Origin of the sequence: Devosia insulae DS-56 (genome assembly GCF_000970465.2) — a bacterium.
GTDB classification, from domain to species: domain Bacteria; phylum Pseudomonadota; class Alphaproteobacteria; order Rhizobiales; family Devosiaceae; genus Devosia_A; species Devosia_A insulae.
The window spans coordinates 1-12,673 of the sequence record NZ_LAJE02000290.1 but is presented as its reverse complement, the minus strand read 5'-3'; the positions used below and the strand labels follow the sequence as shown (position 1 = coordinate 12,673).

Annotated in this window: 18 protein-coding genes; 17 read left to right on the top strand and 1 reads right to left on the bottom strand. The window is 64.5% G+C overall.

All coding sequences use genetic code 11. The features are described from left to right. From VW23_RS20740 to VW23_RS20725, 4 genes are all read left to right on the top strand, one after another. Positions 1–529 (top strand): DNA gyrase C-terminal beta-propeller domain-containing protein (locus VW23_RS20740; RefSeq protein WP_425285225.1); only part of this gene is annotated, 529 nt, incomplete at its 5' end. A gap of 336 nt (positions 530–865) precedes the next feature. After that, positions 866–1,486: a LysE family translocator gene (locus tag VW23_RS20735; protein WP_069911412.1), complete on the top strand. Its 621-nt coding sequence runs from the start codon at positions 866–868 to the stop codon at positions 1,484–1,486. Between the two features lie 44 nt (positions 1,487–1,530). Continuing rightward, positions 1,531–2,151, top strand: a complete 621-nt coding sequence (locus VW23_RS20730; RefSeq protein WP_069911411.1) for a LysE family translocator — start codon at positions 1,531–1,533, stop codon at positions 2,149–2,151. Between the two features lie 102 nt (positions 2,152–2,253). Then, positions 2,254–2,556 (top strand): hypothetical protein, encoded by a 303-nt coding sequence (locus VW23_RS20725; RefSeq protein WP_069911410.1) that lies wholly within the window; start codon positions 2,254–2,256, stop codon positions 2,554–2,556. Here VW23_RS20725 and VW23_RS20720 read toward each other — a convergent pair. Beyond that, entirely contained in the window at positions 2,553–3,017 is a 465-nt protein-coding gene (locus VW23_RS20720) for a GNAT family N-acetyltransferase (RefSeq protein WP_069911409.1), read from the bottom strand. The two genes, VW23_RS20725 and VW23_RS20720, sit on opposite strands and share 4 nt — an antisense overlap. A gap of 126 nt (positions 3,018–3,143) precedes the next feature. Here VW23_RS20720 and coaD point away from each other — a divergent pair, with 126 nt between their 5' ends. The 13 genes from coaD to VW23_RS20655 all read left to right on the top strand — a co-directional run bounded on the left by coaD (position 3,144) and on the right by VW23_RS20655 (position 12,588). Continuing rightward, positions 3,144–3,632 carry a pantetheine-phosphate adenylyltransferase gene (coaD, locus tag VW23_RS20715; RefSeq protein ID WP_055882476.1) on the top strand — a complete coding sequence of 163 codons (489 nt, stop codon included), beginning with the start codon at positions 3,144–3,146 and terminating at the stop codon, positions 3,630–3,632. Further along, on the top strand, positions 3,632–4,207 hold the full coding sequence (locus tag VW23_RS20710) for a peptidylprolyl isomerase (RefSeq protein WP_069911408.1): 576 nt from the start codon (positions 3,632–3,634) through the stop codon (positions 4,205–4,207). The genes coaD and VW23_RS20710 overlap by 1 nt, the downstream gene beginning before the upstream one ends. A 15-nt stretch (positions 4,208–4,222) precedes the next feature. Further along, on the top strand, positions 4,223–4,699 hold the full coding sequence (locus VW23_RS20705; protein ID WP_055882471.1) for a peptidylprolyl isomerase: 477 nt from the start codon (positions 4,223–4,225) through the stop codon (positions 4,697–4,699). Then, positions 4,696–5,097, top strand: coding sequence for a hypothetical protein (locus VW23_RS20700; protein ID WP_069911407.1), 402 nt, complete (start codon positions 4,696–4,698; stop codon positions 5,095–5,097). Before VW23_RS20705 ends, VW23_RS20700 begins: the two co-directional genes overlap by 4 nt. Further along, the gene (locus VW23_RS20695) at positions 5,082–5,483 is read left to right on the top strand and encodes a hypothetical protein (RefSeq protein WP_069911406.1); all 402 of its coding nucleotides are present in this window, start codon (positions 5,082–5,084) and stop codon (positions 5,481–5,483) included. The genes VW23_RS20700 and VW23_RS20695 overlap by 16 nt, the downstream gene beginning before the upstream one ends. After that, a complete protein-coding gene (gene queA, locus VW23_RS20690; RefSeq protein WP_069911405.1) occupies positions 5,473–6,525 on the top strand; it encodes a tRNA preQ1(34) S-adenosylmethionine ribosyltransferase-isomerase QueA in 1,053 nt (350 codons plus the stop codon). The genes VW23_RS20695 and queA overlap by 11 nt, the downstream gene beginning before the upstream one ends. An 11-nt stretch (positions 6,526–6,536) precedes the next feature. Continuing rightward, the gene (locus tag VW23_RS20685) at positions 6,537–6,806 is read left to right on the top strand and encodes a hypothetical protein (protein ID WP_069911404.1); all 270 of its coding nucleotides are present in this window, start codon (positions 6,537–6,539) and stop codon (positions 6,804–6,806) included. Between the two features lie 94 nt (positions 6,807–6,900). Then, the gene (locus VW23_RS20680) at positions 6,901–7,191 is read left to right on the top strand and encodes a GYD domain-containing protein (protein WP_069911403.1); all 291 of its coding nucleotides are present in this window, start codon (positions 6,901–6,903) and stop codon (positions 7,189–7,191) included. A 202-nt stretch (positions 7,192–7,393) separates the two neighbouring features. Further along, positions 7,394–8,524, top strand: a complete 1,131-nt coding sequence (gene tgt / locus VW23_RS20675) for a tRNA guanosine(34) transglycosylase Tgt (protein ID WP_069911402.1) — start codon at positions 7,394–7,396, stop codon at positions 8,522–8,524. Positions 8,525–8,545: 21 nt separating this feature from the next. Next, on the top strand, positions 8,546–10,183 hold the full coding sequence (pgi, locus tag VW23_RS20670; RefSeq protein WP_069911401.1) for a glucose-6-phosphate isomerase: 1,638 nt from the start codon (positions 8,546–8,548) through the stop codon (positions 10,181–10,183). A 102-nt stretch (positions 10,184–10,285) separates the two neighbouring features. Beyond that, complete coding sequence (locus VW23_RS20665; RefSeq protein WP_069911400.1) at positions 10,286–11,278, top strand: phosphotransferase family protein; 993 nt, start codon at positions 10,286–10,288, stop codon at positions 11,276–11,278. Next, entirely contained in the window at positions 11,275–12,027 is a 753-nt protein-coding gene (map, locus tag VW23_RS20660; RefSeq protein ID WP_069911399.1) for a type I methionyl aminopeptidase, read from the top strand. The genes VW23_RS20665 and map overlap by 4 nt, the downstream gene beginning before the upstream one ends. A 120-nt stretch (positions 12,028–12,147) precedes the next feature. Further along, complete coding sequence (locus VW23_RS20655) at positions 12,148–12,588, top strand: hypothetical protein (RefSeq protein WP_069911398.1); 441 nt, start codon at positions 12,148–12,150, stop codon at positions 12,586–12,588. The last annotated feature ends 85 nt before the right edge of the window (positions 12,589–12,673 follow it).

Below are 12,673 nucleotides of genomic sequence, written 5' to 3'. Positions count from 1 at the left end.
TTCGGTGATACTGTCTGGTGTGAGCCGATTAGTGTGTTTTTTTTTCAAGCAGAAGCAGGCAGAGGGTTTGTCTGCCTGTCTCGTGGGCTCGTGGATGTGGAGAAGAGACAGGCGCTATGCGGCGATGTCGGCCGCCGAGCAGTTCATCCTGACCATCTCGGAAAACGGCTACGGCAAGCGCACCTCGAGCCACGAGTACCGGATCACCGGGCGCGGCGGCAAAGGCATCGTCGCCATGGCGGTGAACAAGCGCAACGGCCCGCTGATCGGCTCGTTCCCGGTGGAAGACGGCGACCAGATCATGCTGGTGACCAGTGGCGGCAAGGTGATCCGCGACCCGGTGGATGCCGGCCCGGACAACCGCATCCGTATCGTCGGCCGCTCCTCGCAGGGTGTCACGGTGTTCAACACCGCTGATGGCGAGAAGGTAGTGTCGGTTGAGCGGATCAGCGAGCCGGAAGCTGACGACGCCGATCCGGAGGCTGGCGAGCCGGGGGCCGACGAGCCGGGCGATGACACCGCCGCCTGACGGCGACATGGTTTCGATCAAGCAGCGGGCGGCATTGCCGCCCGTTTGCGTTCCACCATCGAACAGAGTTTGCCCATCTGACCTCGAGATTATCCAACAGGCGGCAGATTTACGCGAAACCAGCGACCGCGTTCTGAACGGTGCGTCGGCGGTCATCGCGTCGCAATAGCGGAAAATGTGCGACAAACACGCTACAGCAACGGAAGATGATTGAATAGTCCGCCTGATTGGCGGATAGATCTGCTGCTCGCCGTGGGTTGCTGACCCTGCTTGCGGCGCAGCGATAGTTGTGGCTGGCTCGTTGGAGCGAGCCAGCCTAACGCCCCGGAGTTTCAGATGATCGATCCCGCCATCCTGCTTCCCTACATTGCCGCTTGCCTGCTGTTCGCTATCGTACCTGGACCGTCGGTCACCGTGGTGGTCGCCAATTCGCTGGCGCGCGGCACCAAAGCGGGGTTGCTGACGATTCTGGGCACCGAGATCGCCATGTTGAGCATGGTGTTCATTGTCGCCGTCGGGCTCGACGCGGTGATGACGCTGGTGTCGGAGGCCTTCACCATCATCAAGTTCGTCGGCGCGGCCTACCTGGTGTGGATCGGCTTCAAGATGTTCACCTCGTCGGGCAAACTCGAGATGGGCACGCCAGGCGAAAAACTGCCGCTCGGCCGTTACATCTGGCAGGGGGCGCTGATCAACTGGTCCAACCCCAAGACGCTGCTGTTCCTCGGGGCCTTCCTGCCGCAGTTCATCGACATGAGCCGCCCGGCCTTCGAGCAGATCATGGTGCTGGGGCTGATCGTCATGGCCGTCGCTACCCTCTCGGACTGCGTCTACGCGGTGATCGCCGGCAGCGCCCGGCAGCTTTTGACTGTCGCGCGGGTGCGGATGATGAACCGGGTATCGGGCGTGATCCTGATGCTCGGCGGCATCTGGCTGGCGTTCCAGAAGCGCAGCTGACGGGACTGTCTCAATCGTCATGGCGGTGCTAGTTCAGCGCCGCCATGGCTGATCTCCCGATCCTCATCTCCTTCGTCGTCGCCGCCTTTGTTGTGGTGATCGTCCCCGGGGTTACCGTCTCTGCGCTGGTCAGCACGTCGCTGGCGCGCGGCATGACGGCCGGATTGTGGATGGAAGCCGGGGTGCAGGTGGGGCGCTTCACCATGGTGCTGGTGGTGGCGCTGGCGCTCGAAGCCGTGACCGGCTTCGTCGGGGCGGCGTTCGACATCATCAAGTATGTCGGCGCGGCCTACCTGATCTGGATCGGCTGGGGCTACATCACCAGTCGGCACGGCATTGCCACCGACCGACCGGTTGCGGCGCGCTCGCCGCTGCAACAGGCGGTGGCCGGCTTCCTGGTGTTGTGGAGCAACCCCAAGGCGCTGATCTTTTTCGGGGCGTTCCTGCCGCAGTTCGTCAACCCGGCTTTCCCCGCCTGGCCGCAGGTGATCGTGCTGGGGCTGATCGAGATGGCGGCGGGCCTCATCACCGATTGCGTCTACATCTACCTCGCCGCCAGGGCGCGCGGAGCGCTGGGCGACGACCGGATGCTGCTGGTCAACCGGATCGCCGGGGTGATTCTGATCGGCGCGGCGATCTGGCTGGCGCTGCAGCGGCACGCCTGATGCCCACACAAGCCCGGAAACGTGAATGAACAACCACCGTTCCGTGGTGGCGCGACGCAATCGGTTCTGGATACTGAGGTGTAGGGGGCGGGGGAGGACCGGATGGTCATCACGGAATCATGTGTGCTGCTGGCCACCGAGGTCGTCTATGCGCGGGCCATGGAAGCGCTGGCGGGAGATCTAGCGATCTACTTTGCAGCGGGCACGCATCAGCCCCTGGACAACGCCCGAGATGCCATCACCCGCATGCTCGAGCGAACCATGGAGCTGCCGCTGGCCACGTATCTGGAAGGGCTCTCTCTGACCGAGGCGGAGACTGACGAGGCGATGTCGCGCTCGCTTGCTCGCATCGGCCATTCGATACAGTTGATCCGTGCCGCCGCGTTGCCGTCGCAGCAGCTCTAGGTGACCAACCGGAACTTCAGGAAGCGCTGGCCGGCATAGTCCAGTTCGCCGGCTGGCTCGAAGCCCAGGCGAACCAGGCCTTTCAGCCGCACGCGGCTGGGCGGCAACATGATAGTGACGTTGCGGATCTGCAGTTCGGTGCCGCGCCGGACCAGTTCTCGGAAGATCGCCGCGCCGTGCCCCCACTGGCCGGGGAACAGCACGAGGCCGAGGTCGGCCTCGTCGCCTTCCTTCTGGAAGCCACCCCAGCCGGCGAACCCGCCATCGATGCGGATGGCCCATGGGCCGTAGCCGTTTTCCTGCCATTGCGCGTCCTTGGCGCGCGCCCAGTCGGCGGCGCTCTCGGCGTTCCAGTCGTCGCCGGCGAGCGGCATATGGCGGCGCACATCCGGGTCGGTGAGGAGCGCGAGCAACTCGGGCGGCGGGATTTCGGACAGCGGATGGAAGGTGATCTCGGTCATATCAGGCCCCCGGCAACGGGATCGACAGTATAGCGCCCCCGAACCGGTGTCTCCCGCGCCCGGCTTGCCATAATTGGTTTGCCGTGACAAAACCCGCCGCAACAACAACGGGGAGGGCGCTCCGCCATGGCCAGACTAGTCGGCTTTTATCCCGGCTCCTTCGATCCCTTGACCAATGGCCACCTCGATGTGATCGAGCGGGCCTGCAAGCTGGTCGATACGCTGGTGATCGCGGTGGGGACCCACCATTCCAAGAAGCCGCTGTTCAGCCATGAGGATCGCGTGGCGCTGCTGCGCGCCGTGCTCGAGCCGATCGGCAAGCGAACTGACACTGAATTCCAGTTCGTCGATTTCTCCGGCCTGATGGTCAATGCCGCTCGCGCCGCGGGCGCCAAGCTGATCATTCGCGGCCTGCGCGACACCACCGATTACAATTTCGAGATGCAGATGGTGGGCATGAATGCCCAGATGGCGCCGGACCTGCAGACGGTCTTCCTGCCATCCAGCCCGCATGTCCGCCACATCTCGGCCACGCTCGTGCGTCAGATCGCCGAGCTCGGAGGCGACATCAGCGCCTTTGTCCCGCCCATCGTTCTGAAGGCACTGAAGAAATAATGTCCGATCCCATCAAGCGCGCCGGCATCATCCTCGGCATTCTCCTCGCCGCGGTCGCCGCCTTCTTCACCGTCTCGATCGCCGCCCCACAGGCCGCGAGGGCACAGGAGGGCAAGCCTCACTGGATCCTCGAGCTCAAGGACGGCATCGTCGATATCGAGCTTCGCCCCGACCTGGCGCCCGGCCATGTGAAGCGGGTGATCGAGCTCACCGAGAAGGGCTTTTACAACGGCATCGTCTTCCATCGCGTCATCGACGGCTTCATGGCGCAGGGCGGTGACCCGACCGGCACCGGCATGGGCGGCTCCGACCTGCCCGACCTCGCAGCCGAATTCACCACCGCCGAGCATTTTACCCGCGGTGTCGTTGCCGCTGCCCGTTCGTCCGATCCGAACAGCGCCAACTCGCAGTTCTTCATCATGTTCGCCGACGCGCCACACCTCGATGGCCAGTACACCATCTGGGGCAAGGTCGTTTCGGGCATGGAATTCGTCGACCTGATCAAGAAGGGCGCGGGTGACCAGCCCGTTCAGGACCCGGACAAGATCATCTCCGCCAAAATCGAATACAAGTAAGGAAGGCCCCATCCCATGGCTTATGCCGATCCCGAGAACACCCTCGTCATCGAAACCACCAAGGGCAAGGTGGTCATCGCCATGCGCCCTGACCTGGCCCCGAACCATGTCGCGCACATCAAGAAGCTGGCGCGCGAAGGCTTTTACGACGGCATCGTCTTCCACCGCGTGATCGACGGCTTCATGGCGCAGACCGGCGATCCGACCGGTACCGGCACCGGATCGTCGAAGTACCCGAACCTGAAGCAGGAATTCAACGCCGAGCCGCACGTTCGCGGTGTCGCGTCGATGGCCCGTGCGCAGAACCCGGATAGCGCCAACTCGCAGTTCTTCATCGTGTTCAACGATGCCCGCTTCCTCGACCGCCAGTACACGGTGTGGGGCAAGGTCATCGAAGGCATGGAAAATGTCGATCAGATCAAGCGCGGCGAGCCGGTGCGTGATCCGGACTCGATGGTTTCGGTGAAGGTCGCGGCGGACATCGCCGAATGATCCGGCTGGCCGCAATCGCCTCGATCGCGAGCCTTTGCGGCCTTGCCACTCCGTCGCTGGCGACGGAGTGGGTGAACTGCGTCGCGCCGGATGGCGCGGCGACTTTCGACTTCCTTGTCGGCTCGGTCGACTTCCTGTCGATCGCCGGGCTCAACATCTCGGTCGGCGAGAAGGTGTGGGCGAGCAGCGCGGCCTACGGGCCGGGCGATCCGGTGGTGGTCGGGCAGGCCTTCGAGACCAGTGACATGATCCTGATCGACGCCGTCGATGAGGGCATGGCGGCCAAGATCGCCGAGTTGCGGCTGTTCAAAAGCACCGAGGCCGACAGCTTCGTCTATGGCGGCACGCTCCGCATCCCGGGGCAGGGTGTGTGGGCGGTATCATGCTCCGGACAGTAGTCGCGATCGCGGCGCTGGCCCTGAGCGCCGGCACGGCCTTGGCCGACGACTACACCTGCCGGTCGATTGCCGGCGGGCTGACACTCGGTTTCACCCTGACCCAAGGCGATGCCGGCTACGCAGTGACCGATGCTGCACTCAAGATCGGCGATGATCCCGGCTATTCGACCAGCGCCACCGAGCCCGCGAGCCTCGCAACGATCACCGGGCTCGATATGGACAATAAGGTGCTGTTCAACTTCCACGCCACCGCAAGCGACACCGACATTGCCACCGTCCGGCTGGTGACGCGCTTCGAAGGCGGCGGTGGTCTTGCGACCGGCACGCTGAAGCCCGCGACCGGCGGGGTCTATGCGATCCGCTGCGACATCGCCCATGAAGGTTGACGACTTCGACTTCGATCTGCCCGCGGAGAGCATTGCGCTTCACCCGGCAGAGCCGCGCGATGCCGCCCGCATGCTGGTGGTTCGCCCCGGTGAAGCGCTGGTCGATGGACACGTCCGCGATCTCCTGACGATCCTGCGCGCCGGCGATGTGCTGGTGGTGAACGATACGCGCGTGCTGCCGGCCGAGCTCACCGGCACGCGCATCCGCGGCGAGCTCCGCGCCAATGTCAGCTTCAACCTGCACAAGCGGGTGGACGCCAATACCTGGCGAGCCTTTGCCCGGCCGGCGAAGAAACTTCACCTGCTCGATCGGCTGGAACTGGGCGATAACGGCTCGATCCTCGCGACGGTGGCAGGGAAGGGCGACACCGGCGAGATCACGCTGGCGTTCGATCTGGGTGGAGCCGAGCTCGACGAGGCGATCAAGGCGCATGGCGCCATGCCGCTGCCGCCCTATATCGAGGCCAAGCGCCACACCGAAGAGCGCGACAAATCGGACTACCAGACGGTCTACGCTGCCCGCGATGGCGCGGTGGCCGCGCCGACCGCCGGGCTGCATTTCACCGAAAGCCTGCTGCAGCAACTGGCCGATCTCGGCGTCAGCGTCGAGCGGGTGACGCTGCATGTCGGGGCAGGGACCTTCCTGCCGGTGAAGGTCGACGACACCGACGACCATGTCATGCATGCCGAATGGGGCGACATCCCCGCGGCGGTGGTGGAGCGCATCCTCGCCGCCAGGGCCAAAGGCGGGCGGGTGATCGCGGTGGGGACCACCAGCCTTCGGCTGCTCGAGACGGCGGCACGGGCCACCGGCACGCTGCAGCCCTTCGTCGGCGACACCGACATCTTCATCACGCCGGGCTACCGCTTCAACGCGGTGGACATGCTGATGACCAATTTCCACCTGCCGCGCTCCACCCTGTTCATGCTGGTCAGCGCCTTCGCCGGGCTCGACACGATGCGTGCCGCTTATGCGCACGCCATCGGGAACGGATATCGGTTCTATTCGTATGGAGATGCATCGCTGCTGTTTCGCGCCTGAGGAGAGAGCGAATGGACGATGATCTCGATGCAATGGACCATGCCGCGCTGATTGCCGAAACCAGGCGGCTGCGAGCCGGTATCCGCGAACACCGCGACAGCACCATGCACAGGCTCTGCTGGCACCATCCGCAACTGTGGGACCTGCTGCCGGAAAGGACCGATCCGCAGATCATGGTTCCGGAGTGGGCGCAGTTCATGCGCGGCTGCATCCGCTATCGGCAGTCGCTGGACGAGCAACGTCCCGACGCGCCGCGCAGCGCCAAGGAGTTCGGTGCCTAGCGAAAGACGTCATGCGATTTGCTGCCGGATTACGGCAGGGATATTCTGCTGCGACGAGGAGAGTATATTCCTCGCCAACAGGGAGGAACGTCGTATGTCGAAGTACATCATGTTGCTCAACTGGACCGACCAGGGCATCAAGACAATCAAGGACTCGGCCGGCCGCTACGATGCAGCCAAGGCATCGGCCAAACAGGCCGGTATCACGTTTGAGGCCGTGTACATGACGTTCGGCCAGTACGATCAGCTGATCGTCGCCGATGCGCCGAGCGATGAAGCAATAGCGACGTTCATCCTCAGGGCATCGGCGCTCGGCAACGTTCGCGGGACAACCCTGAAGGCCTTTGACGAAAGTCAGTACCGCAAGATCACCGCCGCGGTCTGATCAGCAGGGGTGGCGAGGGCGGACCCTCGCCGCGGACGAACGAGGAAGGCCTCGCCGCGGACGGACGAGAGCACGCTCTCGCCGCGGGCGGACGAGAGCACGCTCTCGCCGCGGGCGGACGAGGAAGGCCCTCGCCGCGGGCGGACGAGGAAGGCCTCGCCGCGGGGTGACAGGAGGCGAGCGGACGGCTAAGTAGCCGGCCATGAAATCCGATTACTCCTTCACCCTCCTCGCCACCGATGGCATGGCCCGGCGTGGCCGGATCGACACCTGGCGCGGCGACGTGCAGACGCCGGCTTTCATGCCGGTCGGCACGGTGGGCACCGTCAAGGGGATGTATCCCGAGCAGGTGCGCGACACCGGCGCGGATATCCTGCTCGGCAATACCTATCACCTGATGCTCAGGCCTGGCGCCGAGCGCGTCGCGGCGCTGGGCGGGCTGCACGACTTCATGGACTGGCAGCGGCCGATCCTCACCGATAGCGGCGGCTTCCAGGTGATGTCGCTGACCAAGCTGCGGAAACTCACCGAGAAGGGTGTGACCTTCCGCTCGCATATCGATGGGTCGGCGCACGAGCTGACGCCGGAACGCTCGATCGAGATCCAGACGCTGCTCGACAGCGACATCATCATGCAGCTCGACGAGTGCATCCCGTTGCCCTCCGAGCACAAGGAGATGGAACGGGCGATGGAGCTGTCGCTGCGCTGGGCGCAGCGTTCGAAGGATGCGTTCGGCAACCAGCCGCACCGCTCGCTGCACGGCATCGTGCAGGGCGGCGACAACGCCGAGCTGCGCGGACGCTCGGCGGCGGGGCTGAAGTCGATCGGTTTCAACGGCTATTCGATCGGCGGTCTCGCGGTGGGCGAGCCGCAGGAAGTGATGTTCCGCGTGCTGAGCGAAATCACCCCGGAACTGCCGACCGACAAGCCGCGCTACCTGATGGGGGTGGGCAAGCCCGACGACATCCTTGGCGGTATCGAGCGCGGCGTCGACATGTTCGACTGCGTGCACCCGACCCGCGCCGGACGGCATGGGCATGCCTACACGCGCTTCGGTGTCATCAACCTGAAGAACGCCCGGCATAAGGACGATCCACGTCCGCTCGACGAAGAGTCACCCAACCCGAACTGCCGCCGTTTCAGCCGTGCCTACCTGCACCACCTGATCCGCACCGAGGAGATGCTCGGGGCGATGATCCTGAGCCAGATCAACCTGAGCTACTACCAGCAGCTCTGCATAGGTGCCCGCACGGCGATCGAGGCTGGTACGTTGGCCGATTATGCGGCACAAACCCGAGCGACATGGGCGGCAGGCGACATCGCCGTCATCTAGTACTTTCCGGAGAACAGCGTCATGGCCACCCCCCGCAAGTCCCTCCTCAACCCGCTGATGAAGTCGCGCAAGCGTCTCGCCGAGACGACGATGCGCGAGCTGTTCGCGGCCGACCCGAACCGCTTCAAGACGTTCTCGGCCAAGGCCGGTGAGTTGCTGCTCGATTACTCGAAGAACCGCATCGACGAAAAGGCGATGGCGGCCTTGTTCGAGCTGGCGCGTGCCGCCGGCGTCGAGGAACGGCGCGATGCGATGTGGAAGGGCGAGCACATCAACATCACCGAGGATCGCGCGGTGCAGCACATGGCGCTGCGCTATATGGGCGACAAGAAGGTGGTGGTCGACGGCAAGGACGTGATGCCCGAAGTGCGCGGCGTCCTCGCAGCGATGAAGGGCTTCTCCGACGCGGTGCGCGATGGCTCGATCAAGGGTTCGAGCGGCGACAGCTTCACCGACGTGGTCAATATCGGCATCGGCGGCTCGGACCTCGGCCCGGCCATGGTGACGCTGGCGCTGGCGCCCTACACGCGGGCCGACCTCAGGGCGCATTATGTCTCGAACGTCGACGGCGCCCATATCCACGACGTGCTGCGCGGGCTCGACCCGAAGCGGACGATGTTCATCGTTGCCTCGAAGACCTTCACCACCGACGAGACGATGACCAACGCGGCGACTGCCCGTGCCTGGATCGCCTCGGCACTGGGCGAAGCGGCGGTACCGGATCATTTCGCGGCGCTTTCGACCAACTTAACGGCCTGCGCCGGTTTCGGCATCAAGTCCGACCGTATCTTTGGCTTCTGGGACTGGGTCGGCGGGCGCTACTCGGTGTGGTCGGCGATCGGCCTGCCGGTGGCGATTGCCGTCGGCTACGACAACTTCGAGGCGTTCCTCAAGGGCGCCTACGATATGGACCAGCACTTTTTGAAGACCAAGCTGGAAAAGAACCTGCCGGTCATCATGGGCGTGCTTGGCGTCTGGTACCGCAACGCCTGGGGCTTTTCGACCCACGCGGTGCTGCCCTACGACCAGCGGCTTTCCCGCTTTGCCGCCTACCTCCAGCAGCAGGACATGGAATCGAACGGCAAATCGGTTTCACTCTCTGGCAAACCGGTCGACTACAATACCGGGCCGATCATATGGGGCGAGCCGGGCACAAATGGGCAGCATGCGTTCTACCAGCTGATCCACCAGGGCACCGACGTGATCCCAGTGGATTTCCTGATCGCCGCGCAGCCGCATGAGCAGTTGCCGCCGCATCATGACAAGCTGGTGGCGAACGTCTTGGCGCAATCCGAAGCGCTGATGCTGGGCAAGACCAAGGACGAGGTGGTGGCGGAGCTCAGCGCCCAGGGCCTCGACAAGGCGCGGATCAAGGAACTGACGCCGCACAAAATGTTCCCCGGCAACCGTCCCTCGAACACGCTGCTGTATCCCAAGCTGACGCCGGAGCGGCTCGGCAGCCTCGTCGCGCTCTACGAACACAAGGTGTTCGTGCAGGGAACGATCTGGGGCGTCAACTCCTACGACCAGTGGGGCGTCGAGCTCGGCAAGCAACTCGCCAAGGCGCTGTTGCCGAAAGTGCAGGGAACGGAGAAGGCAACGGCCCACGACAGCTCCACGCGCGGGCTGGTCGAGGCGTACCTGAAGCTCAGGGGCTGAAGGCGCGAAGGGGCTCTTCCGCCCCTTCGTTCTCCCTTCCCCTTGCAGGGCGTGCAGCGTAGCTTGCCCACAAAATTGGCTAGCGAAGCTGGGGTGAGGGGAATGACACAAATCGAGGCGGTGGCGGAGCCGTCCTACAAGATGCCGCCGGTCGATATCGACATCGCGAAGCTCGTCGCACTGTTCGGCGAGCTTGGCCTCGGGGTGCCAACGGCGGTGACTGAGCTTATCGGCGGCGGGGCGCGCTCGTTCCGCATCGACCGTACTGACGGCGCGCCGCTGGTGCTCAAGGCGTTCAAGGACGCGTTTCCCTACGCGACCGGTAAGGAAATCTACGCCTCGCTGCTGCTGCGAGACCTCGATGTGCCGATGACGCGCTTCCTCGCCTCCGACGAGAGCCGCACCCGGTTACCGTTCCGCTACACCATCGCGAACTACCTGCCCGGCAGACAGGTGATGACCTTCAAGGACGAGCCGGACGTTGGCGACCTCTACCGGCAAATGGGCACGATGCTGCGCAAGCTGCACTCCGTGCCGGTGCCGGGCGGCTATGGCGCCTTCGGCGAGCAGGGGGTGGTCGACCCGTCGGCGACCAATAGCGAATACCTCGACCGGCGCTTTGCCTACAGCATCAGCCGGTTCCGCCACTTCGGCGGCGGCGAGGCGCTGGCGCAGCGGCTCGAAGCTATCTTCGCAGCCCATGCCGATGTCATCGCCGAAAGTCGCGGCGCCGTATTCGCCCACGACGATTTCCAGCCGCACAACCTGCTTGGTGAGCGTGATGCAGCGGGGCGGCTGCAGCTGACCGGGCTGCTCGACTATGGCAATGCCCGGGCCTCGGACGCCGTATGCGACCTCGCCAAGGCGCTGTTCTGCTCAGAGCACGACGCGCCGGGCTCGACCCCGCATATCCGCGCCGGCTATGGCGAGGTCGACCACTCGGACCCAGATGCGGCGCTCTGGATCTATACCCTGGTTCACCGCGTCACCATGTGGATGTGGCTGCGGCATACCGGCTTCATCCGCGACGGCGAGCACAACCCGCTCATCGACGACCTCACACACATGGCGGAAGCCGGGACCTACGCGATTTGACCATCAACACCGAAACCGAACTCGAAAAGCTCAAGGCAATCGGCCGCATCTGCGCGGTGGCGCGCGATGCGATGGCGGCGGCGCTGGCGCCGGGGATCACCACGCAGGAGCTCGACGATATCGGCCGGCGTGTCCTCGAGGCCGCCGGGGCCCGGTCGGCGCCCGAGATCACCTATGATTTTCCGGGCGCTACGTGCATTTCGGTGAACGAGGAGATCGCGCACGGCATCCCGGGGGCGCGCATCATCCATGCCGGTGACCTGGTGAATATCGACGTGTCAGCGGAGCTCGACGGCGTGTTCGCCGATACCGGCGCGTCGTTTATCGTGCCGGAGGCCGATCCGCGGCTGGTGACGCTCTGTCGCGACGGCAAGCGGGCGATGTGGGAGGGGATCCGCGCGGTGAAGACCGGCGCGCCGCTCAACGGCATTGGTTTGGCCATCGGCGCTTTCGCCAAAAAACACCGCTACACGCTGATCGAGAATCTCGCGAGCCACGGCGTCGGCGACAGTCTGCATGACGAGCCGGGTGAGATCGCCACCTGGCCGGACAAGTCCGATCGGCGGGTGATCAGCGAAGGGCTGGTGTTCACAGTGGAGCCGTTCCTGTCGCTGGGCGGGCGGATGGCCGAGCAGCGCGACGAGGACGACGAATGGACGCTGGTGGCCGACCCGCCGGCCCCGTGCGTGCAGTACGAGCACACCATCGTCGCGACGCGGCGTGGCGCGATTGTGGTGACCGCGGCATAAGTGCGGCGCTGCGCTGAATGGTTTCTGAAGGGGTGGTTCTAAACACGTTCAAAATCAGTGCGCTAAGGTGAATTCAACGCTGCAGATGCAGCACTGAATCGAACCCTAAGGACTACTGAAATGACCGTTCTCAACACCCTCCGGCAGACCGGCCGCGCCGCGGTTCTCGCCGTCGTCCTCGCCGGCACCGCCCTGAGCGCGGTCCCGGTGCAGGCCGCCCCGAACATGGGCGGCTTCTCGCTCGAGGTGAAGCCGCAGGGCGGCGACCAGAAGCAGCTGCAGCAGTTCAAGAAGAAGAATTTTGGCCCGAACGACTTCTTCAACTGGTGCCTCACCGACAAGCAGATCCGCAGGGGCCTGAAGAATGTCGGCTTCTTCGATGTCGACATCGTCGACCACATCAGCAAGAACCGCGTCCGTGTCGAGGCCGGCTACGACGACTGGGTCTACTCGATGCGCATCAACCGCTGCTCCGGCGTCGTCGACCGGATCAAGAAGCTCTACCCGATCGATGATGAAGACGATTGGGGCGACGACGACTGGTACCCGTCGCCGTACTGATCGAGGTTTAGGGCAGGGGCCGGAAACGGCCCCTGTTCTTTTCTTGCTTCCCTCCCCCTTGAGGGGCTGTCCCTTTTACCCATCT

Excerpts from the sequence above, each read along its gene's own strand:
- coaD (WP_055882476.1), top strand. The coding sequence starts at position 3,144 with ATGGCCAGACTAGTCGGCTTTTATCCCGGCTCCTTCGATCCCTTGACC.
- VW23_RS20710 (WP_069911408.1), top strand. The coding sequence starts at position 3,632 with ATGTCCGATCCCATCAAGCGCGCCGGCATCATCCTCGGCATTCTCCTC.
- VW23_RS20655 (WP_069911398.1), top strand. The coding sequence starts at position 12,148 with ATGACCGTTCTCAACACCCTCCGGCAGACCGGCCGCGCCGCGGTTCTC.
- VW23_RS20695 (WP_069911406.1), top strand. The coding sequence starts at position 5,082 with ATGCTCCGGACAGTAGTCGCGATCGCGGCGCTGGCCCTGAGCGCCGGC.
- VW23_RS20720 (WP_069911409.1), bottom strand. The coding sequence starts at position 3,017 with ATGACCGAGATCACCTTCCATCCGCTGTCCGAAATCCCGCCGCCCGAG.
- pgi (WP_069911401.1), top strand. The coding sequence starts at position 8,546 with ATGGCCACCCCCCGCAAGTCCCTCCTCAACCCGCTGATGAAGTCGCGC.
- VW23_RS20700 (WP_069911407.1), top strand. The coding sequence starts at position 4,696 with ATGATCCGGCTGGCCGCAATCGCCTCGATCGCGAGCCTTTGCGGCCTT.
- VW23_RS20685 (WP_069911404.1), top strand. The coding sequence starts at position 6,537 with ATGGACGATGATCTCGATGCAATGGACCATGCCGCGCTGATTGCCGAA.
- VW23_RS20725 (WP_069911410.1), top strand. The coding sequence starts at position 2,254 with ATGGTCATCACGGAATCATGTGTGCTGCTGGCCACCGAGGTCGTCTAT.
- VW23_RS20665 (WP_069911400.1), top strand. The coding sequence starts at position 10,286 with ATGACACAAATCGAGGCGGTGGCGGAGCCGTCCTACAAGATGCCGCCG.
- VW23_RS20680 (WP_069911403.1), top strand. The coding sequence starts at position 6,901 with ATGTCGAAGTACATCATGTTGCTCAACTGGACCGACCAGGGCATCAAG.
- queA (WP_069911405.1), top strand. The coding sequence starts at position 5,473 with ATGAAGGTTGACGACTTCGACTTCGATCTGCCCGCGGAGAGCATTGCG.
- tgt (WP_069911402.1), top strand. The coding sequence starts at position 7,394 with ATGAAATCCGATTACTCCTTCACCCTCCTCGCCACCGATGGCATGGCC.
- VW23_RS20705 (WP_055882471.1), top strand. The coding sequence starts at position 4,223 with ATGGCTTATGCCGATCCCGAGAACACCCTCGTCATCGAAACCACCAAG.
- VW23_RS20730 (WP_069911411.1), top strand. The coding sequence starts at position 1,531 with ATGGCTGATCTCCCGATCCTCATCTCCTTCGTCGTCGCCGCCTTTGTT.
- VW23_RS20735 (WP_069911412.1), top strand. The coding sequence starts at position 866 with ATGATCGATCCCGCCATCCTGCTTCCCTACATTGCCGCTTGCCTGCTG.